Source organism: Staphylococcus casei, assembly GCF_030294405.1.
Taxonomy (GTDB): domain Bacteria; phylum Bacillota; class Bacilli; order Staphylococcales; family Staphylococcaceae; genus Staphylococcus; species Staphylococcus succinus.
The window spans coordinates 633,413-652,269 of record NZ_CP125718.1; the positions used below are offsets into that span (position 1 = coordinate 633,413).

An 18,857-nucleotide genomic window follows, 5' to 3' on the forward strand; every position below is an offset into this window, starting at 1 on the left:
TTCTATTTTGATAGGAGGCTTACATATGAATTATAAAAAATCAGCTGAAGATATTTTACATGCAATAGGTGGAGCAGAAAATATTGATGCAATGGCACATTGTGCGACGCGTTTAAGGCTTGTACTTAAAGATGAAAGCATAGTTGATGAAAAGAAATTATCTAATTTAGATGTGGTTAAGGGAACCTTTTCTACAGGGGGACAATACCAAATCATTATTGGTTCTGGGACAGTAAACAAGGTGTTTTCAGAGTTAGAATTAATAACAGGGAAAGAAGCATCAACAACCTCTGAAGTTAAATCTGAGGTTAATAAAAACATGAATCCATTTCAAAAATTTGTAAAAATGTTATCAGATATTTTTGTACCGATTATACCAGCCATTGTTGCTGGTGGTTTATTAATGGGGATCAATAATATTTTGACTGCTTCGGGAATATTTTATGACAAACAGTCATTGATTGATGTGCATGATCAATTTAAAGGCTTAGCAGAAATGATAAATATTTTTGCTAATGCGCCCTTTACTTTATTACCTATTTTAATTGGTTTTAGCGCTGCCAAACGATTTGGTGGTAATGCTTTTCTAGGAGCAGCATTGGGAATGATACTCGTCCATCCAGACCTGATGAGTGCATATGATTATCCAAAAGCTTTAGAAGAAGGTAAAGTCATTCCTCATTGGAATTTATTTGGTTTAGAAATTAACCAAGTAGGTTATCAGGGACAAGTTTTACCAATGTTAGCTGCTGCCTATATTTTAGCGAACATTGAAAAAGCACTACGTAAAATTGTACCGACCGTTTTAGATAATCTACTAACTCCGTTACTTTCGATATTAATTACAGCATTTTTAACATTTTTATTTGTTGGACCAATTACAAGGACGTTAGGTTATTGGTTATCTGATGGATTAACATGGTTATATGAATTTGGTGGTGCTATCGGAGGGTTACTATTTGGCTTACTCTATGCACCTATCGTTATAACGGGTATGCATCATAGCTTCATTGCAATAGAAACACAACTTATTGCTGATAGTGCAACGACAGGAGGATCTTTCATCTTCCCAATCGCAACAATGTCTAATATTTCACAAGGAGCAGCGGCAATTGCAGCATTCTTTATCGTAAAAAATAATAAAAAATTAAAAGGTGTGGCATCTGCAGCAGGTATATCTTCACTTTTAGGTATTACTGAGCCAGCAATGTTTGGCGTGAACTTGAAATTGAGATACCCATTTATTGGCGCTATTATAGGTTCGGGGATAGGATCAGCTTATATATCATTTTTTAAAGTGAAAGGTATTGCACTAGGTACAGCAGGCATACCAGGATTTATTTCAATCAGTGGTCAAAATAATGGATGGCTACACTATGGTATTGGGATGATCGTTACATTTATAATAACGTTCGCAATTACGTATGCCCTTTCATATAGGAAAGTATATAAGGATGCTGTAGAATAACGCCAAAGTGAAAGTACAGACTTGATAATGTGTATGAATATAAAAGAGGATCGGCAGACATTCTGCCGATCCTCTTTTGAGTTTCTAAACCGATTGTTACAACTTTTGCTTACGCCATAGAAAAGCACCAACAATTGAAACGATGACCAAAGATATTCCGATAACAACTAGCCATGAAATATAACTTTGATCATTAATCGGTAAAGGTACATTCATACCAAAAAAGCTAAAAACTAAAGTAGGTAATGTTAAGAACACTGTAAATAATGTGAGTGTTTTCATTGTATTATTCATTTCATTAGAAAGTAGTGAAGCATAAGAGGTTGTTATACTTTCCAGTATATCCGTATACAACCCAGTCGTTTCAATCGCTTGGTTATTTTCAATCACTAAATCTTCTAATAAATCTTCATCTTCATCAAAACGCTTAATTGCAGGAAGTCTGAATAGTTTTTTTATAATACCGTCATTACCTTTTAGTGCTGCAAGAAAGTATACTAAACTTTTCTCAACTTCCATTAAGTTATAAAGTTGTTTGTTGGTAACATTATTCTTAAGATTACGTTCGATACGTAAACGTGTCTTATTAAGTAAACGTAAATTTCTATTGTAGTGATTAGCAATAGTCAATAAGATATTAAGTGCAAAACGACTATGAAAGTGCAAGTTCATATTTTGACGTGCAAAATTTTCAAGGAATTCATTCTCTACATTACAAACGGTTAGTATCTTTTTATTACCAATGATAATACCTAAAGGAATGGTGATAAATGAAAGTACCTTTAAGTTTGTGTCATTAACAATGGGAATATCAACGATAATCAGTGAGTAACCAGTATCTTCGTCATATTCTACACGAGCGCTTTCTTCGGAATCTAATGGATCTCTTATAAAGTCTTCGGGGATATTATATAAATTCATTAATGTCTCTATTTCTTCACGAGTCGGATCGACGACATTAATCCAAGAAGTATTATCATCCAATTTAGATTCAATAATCTCATGTGTATTTGCGTGTTTATATGGATTAATCATAATACAAATATATCCTTTCTTATAAAATTCTTTTTAATATTAGCGAAGAAATAGATAGATGACAAGATTTATTTAAATCGACTATCCATTATGTGGTCTCACTAAAAGACGTAAGGGGCCATTAAAGATAATTTTAAATATGTGTTCAACTAAAGTATCTGGATCCATTCTTTGCTCATCTTGTACCCAATGCTTGATAAATGAAATCATAGCCCCAGCAGTATAACTATGAAAATAGTCTAAAGGAATATCTGCAATTGTGTTGTTTTTTGAAACATGTTTTTTCATATTATTCAGCATGATATCAGAAATTTTATTTTCAATTTGACTTTTACGTTCTAAGCTAAAAATAACTTTGTAGAAATCTATATGATCATATAAATAAGTCACTACTTTTTTTAAAATGTCTTCTGTAAAATGCTTAGCAAAAGCCTCTAAATCGTCATTCTGCATAATGACTTTGTCAAAATCCACTGCAGACGATAAAGCTAAGGTATATTCATCTTCCATATTTGAAAGTAAAATATATTTATCTTCATAATGTAAATAGAAAGTACCACGATTAATATCAGCCTGTGATGTAATATCTTGTATCGTTATGTTATCTAATGCTTTTACTTTTAATAAATTTATAAATGCATGTTTTATAGCAGCCTTAGTTTTTCTTACGCGTCGATCTTCCTGCATTGTAGATGCTCCTCCCTACTTAATAGACAATTTAGGTCTATATGTTGATAAATGAACAATACGTTAATCATTGCATATTGAATATCTTATGTTCCTTATTATAATAAACAAAGTAATGAATCACCAATACGATAATATATAAGGAGGTTATGGTTATGAATATATTTAAAAATAAATTATTATGGATTACACCAATAGTAATTTTGATATTATTAATTATATTTTCAACTGCGTTTTATCCTGCCTATAATCCGCAGCCTAAAGATATGCCTATTGCGATTGTAAATCATGATAAAGGCACGGATATACAAGGTGAAACTATCAACGTTGGAGAGAATTTAGAAGATAAATTGAGCGACAGTGAATCAGATAAGATAAAATGGATTAAAGTTGATAACGAAAAAGAAGCACGCCAAGGACTAAATGAGCAAAAGTACTTTGGTGTAGCAATTCTTGAAAAAGACTTTTCTAAACAAGCTATGAGTCAAACACAACGGGTAGTCATGGATAGTAAGAAACAAGAAATGGAAGACAAAATAAAGTCTGGACAGATACCCCCAGAGCAAGCTCAACAAATGAAAGAGAAGATGGATAAATCTAATAGTGCGAATCACATTACAGGTGAGCAAGCGACATTTAAAGCAGTAACAAACGGTGGCGCAAATTTACAAGCATCTCAAATTGCCAATAATATATTAACTAGTATCGGCGATAACCTCAATAAACAAATTTCTAAACAGAGTCTAGCTACATTGGATAAACAACATGTGAAAGTGAGTGCTACAGATATTGAAGGCATTACGAATCCTATAAAAATAGATGATCAAACAGTAAATCCAGTTAAAGATCATCAAGGTAGTGGTAATGCGCCATTCTTAATGTTCATGCCAGTCTGGATGAGCTCAATTGTTAGTTCTTTATTGTTATTCTTTGCTTTCAGAAAAAGTAATAATATTAAGGTTTCACAACGTTTAATTGCATCTCTAGGGCAAATGATATTAGCAATCATTACGGCTTTAGTCGGTGGATTTGGTTACGTTTATTTTATGTCTGGTGTTCAAGGATTTGATTTTACAGATATAAATAAAATTGCTATTTATATCACTATAGCGATACTTGGATTTATCGGTTTGATATTAGGTGTGATGACATGGTTAGGTATAAAGTCAATTCCAATATTCTTTATACTTATGTTCTTTAGTATGCAGCTCGTCACATTTCCTAAGCAATTATTACCACAGTTCTACCAAGACTATATCGTAAGTTGGAATCCCTTCACACATTATGCTGAATATTTAAGAGCGTTAATCTATATGGGACAACCATTACAAATGAACGCAACGATGTGGATGTTTATTGGATTTATGATTTTTGGAATATTTTCTATGCTACTTGCTTCAATAGTTAGAAAACATAGTGAAAAACGTACAGAAATACCGTCATAATTCAATAGGTTTATTTATAGAGGGCGCTACTTTTCAATTAAAGAAAAGTAGCGCCCTCTTTGATTATAAAACACGCTAAAGTATACTTAAAAATAAATTGATACAAGGTGATATCATATTCAAATGTGATTGCAAGTTAGGATAAATGTAATGGCGAAATATTATTACAAGTTTAATAAGGAAAAAATTGAAATTTTAACGTTGGCTTAACACTAAATTAACAAAAATAAGTTACACTTCACATAGTTTACAAATAATTAAAAGAGGTGTGACAATGGATTCATCTGTGATGGAAATAATTTTCACTTTTATTGGTGGGTTAGGAATATTTCTATATGGCATTAAACAAATGGGCGATGGTCTTCAAGCAACTGCTGGTGATCGACTCAGGAGTATTTTAAATAAATTTACGAGTAATCCAATCATGGGCGTTTTAGCCGGCATGATTGTGACTATCTTAATACAAAGTAGTTCAGGTACAACAGTTATCACGATAGGGCTTGTAAGCGCAGGGTTCATGACGATGCGTCAAGCAATTGGAGTAGTAATGGGCGCGAATATAGGCACAACGGTTACAGCATTTATTATAGGTATTGATATTGGTGCTTATGCGTTACCCATTCTAGCAATTGGTGCATTTTTAATCTTCTTTATTCAAAAAAGAAAAGTCAAAAATATAGGCATGATTCTATTTGGTTTTGGAGCGCTTTTTTATGGGTTAGAATTAATGAGTGGTGCCGTTAAACCACTTGCAAACTTAAAAGGATTTAATCAAATTATGTTAGATATGTCAGCGAATCCAATTTTAGGTGTGGTGGCAGGTACGCTAGTAACGGTCATTATACAAAGCTCAAGTGCAACCATTGGTATATTACAAGGATTTTTTGCTAATGATTTAATTAGTTTAAAGGGCGCATTACCTGTATTGTTAGGCGACAATATTGGCACAACAATTACAGCTGTATTAGCAAGTTTAGCAGGTTCAATGGCTGCAAAACGTGTAGCAGCAGTACATGTGTTGTTTAATGTCATAGGCGCAACGATATTCCTAGCCATTTTACCGTTATATCAATGGGTTATGGAATGGATGCAAAGTACATTGCAGTTAAAGCCTGAAATGGTTATCGCATTTGCACATGGAACATTTAATGTGACGAATACATTAATACAATTGCCATTTATATTTGTCTTAGCGTGGATAGTGACAAAAATTATTCCAGGTGAAGATTTAAATGAAAAATATAAACCAAGACACTTAGATAAAGGCATTATTGATAGGGCACCTAGCATTGCTTTACAAGAAGCACAAGATGAAATTCAAAACATTGGGCGTATGACTTTTGCGATGTTAAATGATGTAAATGGCTATGATGTAAAAACTGAAAAAGAAATCATGCAAAAGCACGGTGCTGTGGAGAATATGTATGATAACGTTAGACAATATTTAACAAAAATTTCAGAGAAAAAATTATCTGAAAAAGATGCCAAAAGAATGTCAGTATTATTTGATGTAAATAGAACAATGGTAAAAGTAGCAGGTTTATCACAAGCGTATTTACTAGATTTAAAGAAAAAAGAAACAGAGTCAATTAAAATTTCAGGTAAAGCTGAACAAAGTATAGATAAATTATATAATCATGTGAATATTTCTTTTGAAAAAACAGTTGAAATGTTTAACGTATATGACAACGTGAAAAAGGATGAAATTGTTAATTTGAGTAAAGATTCATATATGCTCGAGCATGATTTAAGAAAAAAACATATTAAGCGATTAAGTTCAGGTGAATGTTCACCAGACGGTAGTTTGTTATATTTAGATTTAATTGCAATATTAGAACGTATTGGTTACCATTCTAGAAATATTTCAGAATCTATGATTAATATAGATGAACTTGAAACAGATGATCAATCGCCCCATTCGCTTGAATGGGCTTACTAAACGCGATGTTATTACAAATGCACTTTGAATATAATATCTTTTCTTTAGAAGATTAAAGTAGTAGAAACGTAAAGGTTCTGAATTGTGAACCTTTACGTTTTTTTATTATAAAAGATTAACAATAATGTAGGGTAAGCGTTTACACTATTATTCATAAGTCATTTATCTTACAATTATAAATAACGTATGAAATAAATGGAGGTTACTATTATGAGTGTATTAGATAAGTTCAAATTAGATAATCAGGTTGCTATCATTACTGGTGGCGCTTCAGGGTTAGGTAAAGCAATGGGAAAAGGTTTAGCAGAAGCAGGAGCGCATCTCGTGATAGCTGACATTAACTATGATTTAGCTAAAGCCACGGCAACAGAATTTGAAACTGATACTGGCAATAAAGCAATGGCCTGTAAAGTAGATGTGACAGATGTAGATGATATAGCGCGTATGGTAACCGATGTTATGGATCATTTTGGTCGTATTGATATCTTATTCAATAACGCTGGGATTAATGAGCATGTTAAGTTTGAAGATATGCCATATGACCGTTGGATAAAAAATATGGATGTCAATATTAATAGCATGTTTCTAGTATCACAAGCTGTTGGAAAAGTAATGATTGAGCAGAAAAAAGGAACGATTATTAACACGTCTTCCATGTCAGGCATTATCGTCAATACACCACAACCTCAAGCTGCTTATAATACATCTAAAGGTGCTGTTATTATGTTTACTAAAAGTTTAGCTAGTGAATGGGCCCAACATGGTATACGTGTTAATACCATTGCTCCTGGCTATATGAAAACAGAGCTAACTAAAGCGTACTTTGCAAAAGGTGGAGACATGATAGATACATGGATGCGTTTCACGCCACTAGGTAGACCAGGGGTGCCTGAAGAATTACAAGGTGCTGCACTATACCTAGCTTCAGATGCGTCGTCTTTTGTGACAGGTAGCGTTGTCACAGTTGATGGAGGTTATACAGCTTTGTAAACGATAGTAAATATAACTTGATAAATAACTTCAATAAAGAAACACTTGAAATCTGCACACATAAATTTCAGGTGTTTCTTTATATGTAACGGTGATAAACCTCAAATAATTATTGATATTTAATAGTGTTACAACTAGTAAAGTATGTAGTATTATAATCCTTAGTAAAACGATATGGATACTTGACAAAGGGTCGTGAGAAAGCTAATATTACTATAAATTAAAATTAGATTTAAGGGGGCATTGTATGACGTCTATTAGTATTCTTGATCAAAGTCCAATTGATATAAATGAAACTGTAAGAGATGGTATCGCGCGCTCAGTTGAATTAGCACAATTAGCAGATAACTTGAATTATAAGCGGTACTTTGTTGCTGAGCATCATAATATGCCAGAAGTAGTGGGGACGAGTCCAGAAATATTAGTCACACATATTCTCAATCACACTCAGAATATACGTGTAGGTTCAGGTGGGGTGATGTTACAACATTACAGCCCATTTAAAGTCATAGAACAATTTCATTTGATAAGTAATTTAGCGCCTGGAAGAGTTGATTTAGGTATAGGAAAGGCACCGGGAGGATTTCCTCTATCAACACAAGCATTACAAGATGAATTGAAAGCCCCACAAAAATCATTTGAAGCTAAATTTCGTTTATTAAATCAATTCAATACACAGTCATTTTCAAAAGATGATGCATACAATCAGTTACAAACCTCAATTCGAAACCAAGAAGTAATTGCACCAAAAATATTCTTACTTGGAGGCAGTGAGCAATCAGCGCAACTTGCAGCTGAAGAACAGGTTGGCTTTATATATGCGTATTTCATTAATTCTAATATTAATGTATTGAAACAAGCAATTAGCACATATAAATCGATATACCCTGAAGGTAAAGTAATTGTGGCAGTAGCCGCAGTTGTTACAGAAACACAAGATGATCAAGATAACGTCGAAGAAGGTAGAACAAATTACGCTTTACATTTTAAAGACGGTAAAAAAATTACTGTTAATACAAAGTCTCAAGTCGAGACATTTAAAAAGCAAAGTAATGAAGCATTTACAATTGAAGAAAAACAAATAGAAGTTTTTAATGGTTCTGCAAAAGACATAAGAAATCAATTAAATCAACTCAATGAAGAGGGGAATATAAATGAATTTATGTTGCATATGCCAGTATATAAACATGCGCTAAGGGTTAACACAGTTAAGCAACTTGCACCTATTTATAAAAAGGAATTTCAGAGAGAAGGGGTAGTATGAGTCAAAGAAAAATAGATTTTGGAATCATGTTGAACGGTCCAGGAAGTCATATGCATGCTTGGAAATCAAAAGAAGTGCCAAATGATGCGAGTACAAATTTTGAGTTTCAGTTGGAAATTGCTAAAAAAGCAGAAGAAGCAGGCTTTAGTTTTTTATTTGTTGCAGATGGTCTCTATATACATGAAAAATCGATACCTCATTTTTTAGATCGTCATGAACCTTTAACTTTTCTAGCGGCGCTTGCACCAGTAACAAAGTATATTGGCTTAGTGGGTACTATTTCAACGTCATATAGTGAACCATTCACAGTCGCACGTCAACTTGCGACAATCGATAAGATGAGCCATGGACGCGCAGGATGGAATGTGGTGACATCTCCACTTGAAGGTAGCGCAGATAATTACAGTAAGGGTAAGCATCCTGAACATGATATAAGATATGATATTGCAGAAGAACATATTCAAGTCGTACAGGGATTATGGGATTCATATGAAGATGATGCATTTACGTTTGATGTTAAGAACGATGCGTATGTCAATAAGCAAAAAATGCATACACTAGATTATAAAGGACAGTATTTTAATGTGAAGGGGCCTTTAAATGCGAGTCGTTCAGAACAAGGGCAACCAGTAATATTTCAAGCAGGTGCATCGCCAAAAGGTCAAGCATATGCTGCAAAGTATGCAGATGCAGTATTTACGTTAGGTGAGTCTTTAGACATTGCCAAAAGTAATTACGATAATATTAAAGAGCAAGCTGTCGCATTTGGAAGGCATCCTGAAGATATTAAAGTCTATCCGATGTTAGCACCAGTTATTGGGAAAACGCATGAGGAAGCGGAGGCACGATTTGATGAAATAAAATCATTAGCCACAATCGATGATGCTTTAGACTATTTAGGTCGTTATTATGATCATCATGACTTTAGTCAATATGATTTAGATGCCCCATTTCCTGAATTAGGAGAAGTAGGTCAAAATAGTTTTCGTGCAACGACTGATGCCATTGCTAATAGAGCCAAACAAGGGAACTTAACTTTAAGAGATGTGGCTTTGGAAGAAACAGCCCGACGTTCGCCTTTTACTGGAACATATGAAGAAGTAGCAGACTTAATGATTGCGTGGTTTGAACAAGGTGCAGCAGATGGATTTATTTTTGGTCCGCATATTTATGGAGAAATTTATGAAGCTTTTTTAACTGAAGTATTACCTATATTAGAAGCAAAAGGATACTTCATTAAGCAGCATCAAGGTCACACACTGCGTGAAAATATAGGTGTACCCTATAAAGAAAATAGATACAGCAAATCAGTGATTACACATTAAGCTAAGAAAAAATCAATGCAGATAGGCACACCTTATTTAATAAAGTTGTGCCTATTTTTTATTTATATATTTATGTCATTGTTACTTTTTATTTATTTAGCAATTGTTAATGTGAAAGGCATGTCATGTGTCCATTTATTATCTGGCATTTCATCGGTTATAACTTCAGTAATATCACTGATTTTTGCGAATGATAGCGTAGAAGAAACATCGAATTTACTTTTATCTATAAGTGCTATCACATTTTCACTTTCTTGAACCATTTGTTTTTTTAGCTGTACTTCTGGTAGTGAAAAGTCAGTCAAACCATTTTGGAATGTAAAGCCATTTGCAGATAAAAAGAAATAATCGATATGGTACATTTCCAGAATTTGAGAATCTATATTACCAGTAATTGCATTTGAATCTTGAGAGACAAACCCTCCCACAACTAAGACAGTTAGGTGTGGATTTTCTTTTAATAATACTGCGTTTTCTAAGCCATTTGTAATAATCGTTAGTTCCATTGTTGTTTCTGATAATAGTTTGGCTAATTCGTAAGTTGTCGAACTCGCATCGATCATAATACATTGCTGTGGTTGGATTTTCTTCAGCGCAAATTTGCTGATTTTATATTTTTCGGTATGCTTTTGTGTTAAACGATATGAAAAGTTTAACTTTGAAGTTATATTTTCAGTAACTTTTGCGCCACCATGCGTTCGTGTCAATTTATTTTCACTTTCTAATCGTCTAAGGTCACTTCTCACAGTAGCTTCAGTAACACTTAAGTAGTCCGAAAGTTGCTTTACAGTAGCACGTTTATGCGACTTGATATAAGTGTAGATATGTTCTCTACGTTCGTCTGCATACATTTTCATATGAATCACATCCTCTTCAGTATCGTAATTCATTTTAACATGAATTGTATATAAACAAAGCAAAAAAATACAAAATGAAAATAAACGAAAAAATATTTGAAAGAAATAAAAAAATATATTAGAATAATAGTTGTAAATGAAAGCGTTTTCTAACAAAAGGGGAGTTGCTGATATGATGAATAATAAAAATTATCCAAACAAAATGAATGCAGTAGTAGCTTATGCACCTGGTGACTATAAATATGAAACTGTCGATACACCAACGATTGATGACCCAAAAGAAATTGTTGTTAAAGTAGAGGCTTGCGGTATTTGTGCAGGCGATATTAAAGCTTATGGTGGTGCGCCAAGTTTTTGGGGTGATGAAACACAACCCTCATATATTAAGGCACCAATGATACCAGGTCATGAATTTATCGCGCGTATTGTAGATAAAGGTGAGGCAGTTGAAGATTTTGAAATTGGGGATCGTGTAATTTCTGAACAAATTGTTCCTTGTTGGGAATGTAGATTTTGTAACCGTGGAGAATATTGGATGTGTGAAAAGCATGATTTATATGGTTTCCAAAATAATGTGAATGGTGGAATGGCTGAATATATGAAATTTACCAAAGAGGCCATCAATTATAAGGTCCCTGAGGATATGCCAATTGAAAAAGCAATTTTAATAGAGCCATACGCATGTAGTTTACATGCAGTACAGCGTGCAAATATTAAATTAGGAGATTTCGTTGTGCTATCTGGAGCAGGCACTTTAGGTTTAGGTATGGTTGGTGCAGCTAAAAAATCTGGAGCAGAGACATTAGTCGTATTAGATATGAAAGAAGATCGCTTAGAATTAGCAAAACAATTTGGTGCGGATATAGTCATGAATCCGGCCAAAGTAGATGTTGTTAAAGAGATTAAAGATATGACTGAAGGCTATGGTTGTGACATTTATATCGAAGCTACGGGACATCCTAAATCAGTTGAACAGGGATTAAGTGCAATTAGAAAACTGGGACGTTTTGTAGAATTTTCAGTATTTGGAGAGCCTGTAACAGTAGATTGGAGTATTATTTCTGATCGTAAAGAACTTGATTTATTAGGTAGCCATTTAGGTCCTTATTGTTATCCGCTTGTAATTGACGGTATTCAAAAAGATGATTTTCCCACAGAAGGGGTCGTAACGCATCAACTAGCACTAAAAGATTTTGAAGAAGGATTTGAGCTAATGAAAAAAGGTGATAAATCATTAAAAGTAGTGCTCGTACCATAAATGACTAAAATTATTTGAGTGCGCAGAAATAAAGGAGAGAAATGTAATGAAAAAGATGATTAATAACCCTGATCATGTTATTGAAGAACTAATGGAAGGTTATATAATTGCATATCCTGAATATATTAGACGAACAGAACGCCATCAAAGAGCATTAATAGGTAAAAAACGGAATCCTAATCGCAAAGTAAGTATATTAATTGGTGGTGGTTCTGGTCATGAACCGGCATTTATAGGTTATGTAGGCGCAGGAATGGCTGATGGTGTGGCAGTGGGTAATATTTTTGCATCCCCATCTCCGATACCAATTCAAGCTGTAACAAAAGAAATTCATAATGGGCATGGCGTGTTATATATATATGGTAATTATGCTGGAGATTTAATGAATTTTGAAATGGCGAGTGAAATGACTGAAATAGAAGATGAAATTCAAACAGCTGCTGTAATTGGAAATGATGATGTCGCTTCTTCTAAAGATATAGATGATCGCAGAGGTATAGCGGGAGAACTTTTAGTGTATAAAACTGCAGGAGCGGCCGCTGACTTTGGTTATGATTTAGAAGAAGTACGTCGTATTGCCCAACAAGCTAATGATAATACGCGTTCTATGGGAATTGGTTTGAGCCCGTGCTATTTGCCACAAACAGGGAAACCAAGTTTTGATTTAGAAGATAATGAAATGGAAATTGGTTTAGGTCATCATGGTGAACCTGGTATAGAAAAAACGACGATTCGTACAGCTAAGGAAACCGTACAAGTTATGATGCAAAATATTTTAAAAGAGGGCTTATATAAGGAAAATGATGATGTAGTTGTACTCGTAAATGGTTTAGGTGCTACATCACAAATGGAACTTTATATTATTAACAAAGAGGTAGATGCAATATTAAAAGCGCGTAAAATCAATACGTATAAATCATATATTGGTAATTTTATTACGTCTATGGAAATGGGTGGTTTTTCAGTGACGTTAATGAAATTAGATGAAACTTTAAAATCTTGCATTGATCATCCAGTAGATTGCCCAAACTTTAAGGAAGTGTAGGAGGAAGTTGTTATGGTATTAACAAGTCAATCTTTTAAATCATACATTTTAAAATTAACAGAGTTGTTTGAGCAACAAAAAGACGAATTGTGTGAATTAGATCGTAAAATAGGTGACGGAGATCATGGAATCACAATGAATATTGGTTATCAGGCAGTTAAAACAACAATTCAAAATGAATTACAATCTCAAGATGACATTGCCAAAATGAGTGTAGCAGTTGGTAAAACATTCTTAGATGCTGTTGGTTCTTCAGTAGGTCCGCTATATGCTTCTGGCTTTTTAAAAGCAGCAATTGCAGTAAAAAATAAAACACAATTAGATGACACAGCTTTATATGATTTTTGGATTGCGTTTAGTAAAGGGATTAAAGATAGAGGTAAAGCAGAAATTGGAGACAAAACAATGGTAGATACGTTAGAGCCTTTTTATAAATCACTTGAAGATGCACAATCTCAAAATAAGTCATTTGCAAATGCTTATATTGAAGCTTTATCTAATGCTCAAGCTGGAATGGAAAGTACAAAAGATATTGTATCGAACAAGGGGCGTTCGAAAAGATTAGGTTATCGTTCTCAGGGGCATGTTGATCCGGGAGCGATGTCTTCTTATCTTATGTTAGATACATTTAAAACATTTATTTAAGTAACCAAATTAATGAGGAGGAATTAGTATGAAGATAGCTATTGGTGCAGACCATAATGGATATGATTTAAAAGAAGCAGTTAAGGCTCATGTTGAATCATTAGGGCATGAAGTAGAAGATTTTGGTTGTCATCAATGTGCAGAAACTGACTATCCGGATGTAGCAGTAGAAGTAGGGCAAAGTATCCAACAAGGTCACAATGAAAGAGGAATACTCATTTGTGGTACTGGAATAGGTGTAGCCATTACAGCTAATAAATTGAAAGGGATTAGAGCTGCTTTAGCACATGATTATTACTCAGCAGAACGTGCACAACTCAGTAATAATGCCCAAATATTAACGATGGGTGCCCAAATTATTGGAATAGAAGTTGCTAAAAAAAACGTTGAAGCATATCTTAACGTAAGCTGGGAAGGTGGTTCCCAACGTAAAGTAGATAAAATAGATCAAGTAGAAATAGAAGAAAATAAATAGAAGCAAAGCCAAAAATGCATGCCTAATATGCCAAGTATTAGGCATGCATTTTTGGCTTTGCAAATTTTTATCAAGGTTTATGAAATATAGGGAGAAGTGTTTTATTCAAGTAAGTTATACTATTTCAAATAATTATTTGAAGCAATTTGTCTGAAATATGACAAATTATAATTAATATTGTGAATGGGCTTTGATTTTAATATGATTAAGTGTAAAGACATAACTAGGGAGGAATAATCGTGCAATTCGCACATAGGTTTTCCAAAACGACGATAATATTATTTATTATCATTCTTTCAACAGTTTTTCTAGGATTAACTCAGCAAGCCTCAGCTCATGCTACTTTAGAGAAAGTGACACCTATGGAAAATAGTGTAGTTGATAACCCACCCAATAACATTAAACTGCAATTTAATGAACCGGTTCATGCAAAGTATTCTAGTATTAAATTATTTGATGATAAGGGGAAGCAAATATCTGAAATTAAGCCTGATACATCAGCTTCAACGCAAACGTTATCATTTACTGTCCACGATTTAGACAGTGGGACACATCGTGTTCAATGGCATACGATGTCAGCAGATGGACATGAAATTAGTAATTCATTTGAGTTTTCAATTGGGAAGGCTACCGCTGGTCATATTGATACCTCAATACCGCTTTATGAAAAGGCCGATTTTTGGTTTGGACTTATACGTTTTATTACTGAAGGTAGTATTATCGTGTTAACAGGAGTATTTTTAGTGAATCAATTAGCAAAAAGACAAAAGATAATGTACTTTTCTACGCATCCATATAAGCGACCTATCATTTGGATAATAGCTATGCTAACTGTTATGACAGGGGCGATGTATCTTATGACACTTTCTTCAGATGTTGTTACAGATATAATCACATTACAAACTGCTACATTATCACAAACGCCATTTATCTTAACTATAATCGCTATCATCGTATTGCTCTTCCTCTTCACATTGCGAAACATGATGCATATTTGGTATATATTAGTGTCTATATCATTGTTAGTGACGTTGAGCATGTCTGGTCATGCATGGTCTCAAAGTGTGCCGTTATGGTCTATATTGATTAGGACGATGCATATTAGTGGAATTGCATTGTGGACAGGGGCGCTTATTTATTTAGTCTATGTTGTAAAAACACATAGACCATATGATGTAAAACAAATAAGAAATTTCTTGCTAAAAGTAAATATAACGGCTGTGATGCTGATTATCATTTCAGGGGTGTTAATGTCTATAGATCAAACAAATATATTGGGGATTTGGTCAAATATTCAAACATGGAGTGCGTTACTTATAGTGAAAGCACTCGTAACATTACTTATGATGTTGTTAGGTTTTTACCAAACCACACGTGCTTTAAAAATTAGACAGCGTGCGAATAAAAAAGCTTTATATTTAGAACTCATATTGGGACTCCTACTGATACTTGTAGGTGTTATTATGAGTCAAATCAATATTCCAGGATAAGGAAGTGAAAACAATGTTAAAACAAATTATATCAATGATGATGTTTTGTGTGATAGCAGTGGCGTTGTCAAAGAATGCGGATGCTCATGTAACGTTAAACCCAGATACGAGTGAACCAGGATCATATGAAAAATATGAGGTGAGGGTTCCTGTAGAAAAAGATGCGCATACGACTAAAATTGAATTGAAAGTTCCTAAAGGACTAAGTGTTGTAGGAATAGAGCCGACACCTTTGTTTGAACATAAATTAAAAAAGGATAAAAATGGGAACATAACAAAAATAACTTGGACTGCCACAAATAAAGGGATTGGACCTAATGAATTTGTCGATTTACCGATTCAAGTAGCAAATCCAGAAAAAGAAGGCTCATTTAAATGGGATGCGTACCAAACTTATGATGACGGAGAGACTGTAAAATGGATTGGTGACGATAAGGCCGAAAAGCCAGCACCAGTTACAAAAGTTGTAAAAAATAGTGATACCTCAAAAGAATTAAGCGAAAGTAGTCAAGCAAGTAATGGTCCTATTACACTGTGGATTGTATCTATCATAGCTATTATCTTATCTTTAATAGCATTATTTAAGCAAAAGAGCGATAAGTCATAAACTTAGAAAATTTAATGAAACTTGTCACTGTAATGATTAGTGAGTTAGCCTATAATAGCATTAAGGAGGAGTATCGATGCGCAGAATATTGTATGCATTTTTAGTTTATACAATCTTAGGATTACTGAGTGGATTTTATTATCGAGAATTAACCGTTGCACATCATTTTACAGGAGATACGCAACTTGTGGTCGTACATACACACACACTGATATTGGGAATGTTTATGCATCTTATTTTACTACCTATAACAAAAATATTTAAATTAAGCAGTTATTATCTGTTTAATTGGTTCTTTATCATTTATAACATTGGCGTTTTAGCTACGATAGGTATGATGTTTACGAAAGGAACGTATCAAGTATTAGGACTTGCAGTACCTGAATCATTTGCTGGATTTGCAGGAATTGGACATACAACCCTTACAGCAGGATTCATATTATTGTTTTTCCTACTTAGAAATGCGATTGTAAAGGATCCTAAGGATGAGTAAGGCTTATCTGGTGTCATATAACGAAATGATAATGTTAAGTAAAAGCCTAGCTATTTCAATAGAATAGTTAGGTTTTTCTTTGTGATTAAGTAAATATTATTCTATAACAACATTGTAAATATCGTTTCCATTGATAATAGTTATCAATTGTAGCATAATGAAGATTAAGAGATAAGATAGATTTTTGGGAGGATGCATTATGGATGATGTAATAATTATTGGTGGCGGTCCGGCTGGCTTATTTGCTAGTTTTTATTCTGGATTAAGAGGAATGAGCGTACGCATTATAGATATTCAGGATAAACTTGGCGGAAAGATGCAAGTTTATCCTGAGAAGATTATCTGGGATATCGGGGGATTAGCTCCTAAACCATGTTATGAAGTTATAAAAGATACAATTGCGCAAGGTCTGCATTTCAATCCAAATGTTAATTTAGAAGAGCGTGTCATAGATATTAGAAAAATAGATGAACAGCATTTTGAAGTTGAAACGGCAAAAGGCAATATATACGAATCTAAATCCGTTATTATAGCTATTGGTGGTGGGATTATTAATCCTAAACAACTTGATATTAAGGATGCTGAAAGATACAAACTGACGAATTTAAACTATGTAGTTCAGTCATTGAAAAAATTTAAGGATAAAGATGTTTTAATTTCTGGTGCAGGTAATTCAGCCTTGGATTGGGCTAAAGACTTAAGTGGATATGCTAAGAGTGTTACGCTTATTTATCGCAAAGCAGATATTAAAGGCTATGAAGCCATGAAAGCAATACTTGGGCAATTAAATATAGATAAGTTGCCGAACACACATATACATCAACTTATAGGTGATCAATCGCATAATAAAATAGAACAAGTGATATTAGAACATACTGAGACAAAAGAGAAAACAACAAGGGTTTTTGATGAAGTAATTATCAGCCATGGATTTGATGTAGAAAATACTTTGCTTGAACAGTCTTCAACACAAGTAGATATGTTTAATGAATATGCAATTAAAGGGTTTGGTAATACGTCTACAAGTATTAATGGTTTGTATGCTTGTGGCGATATTATTTATCATGAAGCTAAAGCGCACCTTATTGCTAGTGCATTTAGTGATGCAGCCAACGCAGCTAATTTAGCCAAATTATATATTGAACCTCAAGCTACACCAGAAGGTTTTGTCTCGAGTCATAACGAGGTTTTCAAAGCATCTAATCAAATAGTCATGAAAAAATATTTATAAAAAACTGGGAATTAAAGATAAAACAGTTACTTTCAAAAACATAAATATTTACTTTTGAGAGATTATAACTCATTTTGTAGTGTTTTTAGGAGATGTTAAAGCATGATTGAAATAAAACATGAAGCGCCTACAGTTTCAAATTATTGTAATTTGAGAAAAATAGCTGGATTAAGTGAAAAATCTCAGATCGCAGCTGAAAAAGGTCTGGCTAATGCTTGTTTTAATGTGACGATATATGATAATCAATTACTGATAGGAATGGGCAGAGTGATTGGCGATGGTGGAACAGCTTTTCAAATTATTGATATAGCTGTAGATCCAAACTATCAGGGAATGGGATATGGGAAGACGATTATGAATCATGTAATGGCATATATTTCATCTGTAGCAGAATCCGGCACCTATGTTAGTCTTATAGCCGATTATCCTGCTGACAAACTCTATGCTCAGTATGGATTTATAACCACTGAACCTTATTCAGGTGGAATGTATAGAAAATATTGAATTGAAACAGAATGATTTAGAGTATGAATCGTTGATTTTAAAATAAAAGTACACCTCCTTTTGTTACAGAGGTGTACTTTTTTATGTTCAATATATTAT

Annotated in this window: 18 protein-coding genes; 15 read left to right on the plus strand and 3 right to left on the minus strand. The window is 33.6% G+C overall.

Going from position 1 to position 18,857, the window contains the following annotated elements:
- Positions 1–25 precede the first annotated feature (25 nt).
- Positions 26–1,468, plus strand: a complete 1,443-nt coding sequence (locus tag QMO72_RS02790; RefSeq protein WP_103267662.1) for a sucrose-specific PTS transporter subunit IIBC — start codon at positions 26–28, stop codon at positions 1,466–1,468.
- Positions 1,469–1,564: 96 nt separating this feature from the next.
- On the opposite strand, the gene QMO72_RS02795 is transcribed toward QMO72_RS02790, so the two are convergent.
- Both QMO72_RS02795 and QMO72_RS02800 read right to left on the minus strand, forming a co-directional pair.
- A complete protein-coding gene (locus tag QMO72_RS02795; RefSeq protein ID WP_103267663.1) occupies positions 1,565–2,503 on the minus strand; it encodes a magnesium transporter CorA family protein in 939 nt (312 codons plus the stop codon).
- An 81-nt stretch (positions 2,504–2,584) separates the two neighbouring features.
- Entirely contained in the window at positions 2,585–3,190 is a 606-nt protein-coding gene (locus QMO72_RS02800) for a TetR/AcrR family transcriptional regulator C-terminal domain-containing protein (RefSeq protein WP_103267664.1), read from the minus strand.
- Between the two features lie 155 nt (positions 3,191–3,345).
- Between QMO72_RS02800 and QMO72_RS02805 the strand changes: the two genes are divergently transcribed.
- The 5 genes from QMO72_RS02805 to QMO72_RS02825 all read left to right on the plus strand — a co-directional run bounded on the left by QMO72_RS02805 (position 3,346) and on the right by QMO72_RS02825 (position 10,153).
- Complete coding sequence (locus QMO72_RS02805; protein ID WP_103267665.1) at positions 3,346–4,635, plus strand: YhgE/Pip domain-containing protein; 1,290 nt, start codon at positions 3,346–3,348, stop codon at positions 4,633–4,635.
- Positions 4,636–4,909: 274 nt separating this feature from the next.
- Positions 4,910–6,574: a Na/Pi cotransporter family protein gene (locus tag QMO72_RS02810; RefSeq protein WP_103267666.1), complete on the plus strand. Its 1,665-nt coding sequence runs from the start codon at positions 4,910–4,912 to the stop codon at positions 6,572–6,574.
- Positions 6,575–6,784: 210 nt separating this feature from the next.
- A complete protein-coding gene (locus tag QMO72_RS02815) occupies positions 6,785–7,564 on the plus strand; it encodes an SDR family NAD(P)-dependent oxidoreductase (RefSeq protein ID WP_103267667.1) in 780 nt (259 codons plus the stop codon).
- A 247-nt stretch (positions 7,565–7,811) separates the two neighbouring features.
- Positions 7,812–8,828, plus strand: a complete 1,017-nt coding sequence (locus tag QMO72_RS02820) for an MsnO8 family LLM class oxidoreductase (RefSeq protein ID WP_103267668.1) — start codon at positions 7,812–7,814, stop codon at positions 8,826–8,828.
- Positions 8,825–10,153, plus strand: a complete 1,329-nt coding sequence (locus tag QMO72_RS02825; RefSeq protein ID WP_103267669.1) for an LLM class flavin-dependent oxidoreductase — start codon at positions 8,825–8,827, stop codon at positions 10,151–10,153. The genes QMO72_RS02820 and QMO72_RS02825 overlap by 4 nt, the downstream gene beginning before the upstream one ends.
- Positions 10,154–10,245: 92 nt before the next feature.
- On the opposite strand, the gene QMO72_RS02830 is transcribed toward QMO72_RS02825, so the two are convergent.
- The gene (locus tag QMO72_RS02830) at positions 10,246–11,010 is read right to left on the minus strand and encodes a DeoR/GlpR family DNA-binding transcription regulator (RefSeq protein ID WP_069822914.1); all 765 of its coding nucleotides are present in this window, start codon (positions 11,008–11,010) and stop codon (positions 10,246–10,248) included.
- Positions 11,011–11,185: 175 nt separating this feature from the next.
- On the opposite strand from QMO72_RS02830, the gene QMO72_RS02835 reads away from it, so the two are divergent.
- The 9 genes from QMO72_RS02835 (at position 11,186) to QMO72_RS02875 (ending at position 18,758) form a co-directional block, all read left to right on the plus strand.
- Positions 11,186–12,268: an MDR/zinc-dependent alcohol dehydrogenase-like family protein gene (locus QMO72_RS02835; protein ID WP_103267676.1), complete on the plus strand. Its 1,083-nt coding sequence runs from the start codon at positions 11,186–11,188 to the stop codon at positions 12,266–12,268.
- 46 nt (positions 12,269–12,314) lie between these two features.
- Complete coding sequence (locus tag QMO72_RS02840; protein ID WP_103267670.1) at positions 12,315–13,313, plus strand: dihydroxyacetone kinase subunit DhaK; 999 nt, start codon at positions 12,315–12,317, stop codon at positions 13,311–13,313.
- A 12-nt stretch (positions 13,314–13,325) separates the two neighbouring features.
- Positions 13,326–13,958 (plus strand): dihydroxyacetone kinase subunit DhaL, encoded by a 633-nt coding sequence (gene dhaL, locus QMO72_RS02845; RefSeq protein ID WP_103267671.1) that lies wholly within the window; start codon positions 13,326–13,328, stop codon positions 13,956–13,958.
- A gap of 28 nt (positions 13,959–13,986) precedes the next feature.
- A complete protein-coding gene (gene rpiB / locus QMO72_RS02850) occupies positions 13,987–14,433 on the plus strand; it encodes a ribose 5-phosphate isomerase B (RefSeq protein ID WP_069822911.1) in 447 nt (148 codons plus the stop codon).
- Positions 14,434–14,672: 239 nt separating this feature from the next.
- Positions 14,673–15,923, plus strand: coding sequence for a copper resistance CopC/CopD family protein (locus QMO72_RS02855; RefSeq protein WP_103267672.1), 1,251 nt, complete (start codon positions 14,673–14,675; stop codon positions 15,921–15,923).
- A gap of 13 nt (positions 15,924–15,936) precedes the next feature.
- The gene (locus QMO72_RS02860; RefSeq protein WP_103267673.1) at positions 15,937–16,530 is read left to right on the plus strand and encodes a YcnI family protein; all 594 of its coding nucleotides are present in this window, start codon (positions 15,937–15,939) and stop codon (positions 16,528–16,530) included.
- 76 nt (positions 16,531–16,606) lie between these two features.
- The gene (locus tag QMO72_RS02865; RefSeq protein WP_069822908.1) at positions 16,607–17,023 is read left to right on the plus strand and encodes a DUF2871 domain-containing protein; all 417 of its coding nucleotides are present in this window, start codon (positions 16,607–16,609) and stop codon (positions 17,021–17,023) included.
- 199 nt (positions 17,024–17,222) lie between these two features.
- Positions 17,223–18,254, plus strand: a complete 1,032-nt coding sequence (locus QMO72_RS02870; protein WP_103267674.1) for an NAD(P)/FAD-dependent oxidoreductase — start codon at positions 17,223–17,225, stop codon at positions 18,252–18,254.
- Positions 18,255–18,356: 102 nt separating this feature from the next.
- Entirely contained in the window at positions 18,357–18,758 is a 402-nt protein-coding gene (locus QMO72_RS02875; protein ID WP_103267675.1) for a GNAT family N-acetyltransferase, read from the plus strand.
- The last annotated feature ends 99 nt before the right edge of the window (positions 18,759–18,857 follow it).

Bases quoted from the DNA above. Each gene is read 5' to 3' on its own strand.
- QMO72_RS02860 (WP_103267673.1), top strand. From the start codon at position 15,937: ATGTTAAAACAAATTATATCAATGATGATGTTTTGTGTGATAGCAGTG.
- QMO72_RS02865 (WP_069822908.1), top strand. From the start codon at position 16,607: ATGCGCAGAATATTGTATGCATTTTTAGTTTATACAATCTTAGGATTA.
- rpiB (WP_069822911.1), top strand. From the start codon at position 13,987: ATGAAGATAGCTATTGGTGCAGACCATAATGGATATGATTTAAAAGAA.
- QMO72_RS02815 (WP_103267667.1), top strand. From the start codon at position 6,785: ATGAGTGTATTAGATAAGTTCAAATTAGATAATCAGGTTGCTATCATT.
- dhaL (WP_103267671.1), top strand. From the start codon at position 13,326: ATGGTATTAACAAGTCAATCTTTTAAATCATACATTTTAAAATTAACA.
- QMO72_RS02840 (WP_103267670.1), top strand. From the start codon at position 12,315: ATGAAAAAGATGATTAATAACCCTGATCATGTTATTGAAGAACTAATG.
- QMO72_RS02800 (WP_103267664.1), bottom strand. From the start codon at position 3,190: ATGCAGGAAGATCGACGCGTAAGAAAAACTAAGGCTGCTATAAAACAT.
- QMO72_RS02810 (WP_103267666.1), top strand. From the start codon at position 4,910: ATGGATTCATCTGTGATGGAAATAATTTTCACTTTTATTGGTGGGTTA.
- QMO72_RS02820 (WP_103267668.1), top strand. From the start codon at position 7,812: ATGACGTCTATTAGTATTCTTGATCAAAGTCCAATTGATATAAATGAA.
- QMO72_RS02835 (WP_103267676.1), top strand. From the start codon at position 11,186: ATGAATAATAAAAATTATCCAAACAAAATGAATGCAGTAGTAGCTTAT.
- QMO72_RS02805 (WP_103267665.1), top strand. From the start codon at position 3,346: ATGAATATATTTAAAAATAAATTATTATGGATTACACCAATAGTAATT.
- QMO72_RS02830 (WP_069822914.1), bottom strand. From the start codon at position 11,010: ATGAAAATGTATGCAGACGAACGTAGAGAACATATCTACACTTATATC.
- QMO72_RS02870 (WP_103267674.1), top strand. From the start codon at position 17,223: ATGGATGATGTAATAATTATTGGTGGCGGTCCGGCTGGCTTATTTGCT.
- QMO72_RS02790 (WP_103267662.1), top strand. From the start codon at position 26: ATGAATTATAAAAAATCAGCTGAAGATATTTTACATGCAATAGGTGGA.
- QMO72_RS02795 (WP_103267663.1), bottom strand. From the start codon at position 2,503: ATGATTAATCCATATAAACACGCAAATACACATGAGATTATTGAATCT.
- QMO72_RS02875 (WP_103267675.1), top strand. From the start codon at position 18,357: ATGATTGAAATAAAACATGAAGCGCCTACAGTTTCAAATTATTGTAAT.
- QMO72_RS02825 (WP_103267669.1), top strand. From the start codon at position 8,825: ATGAGTCAAAGAAAAATAGATTTTGGAATCATGTTGAACGGTCCAGGA.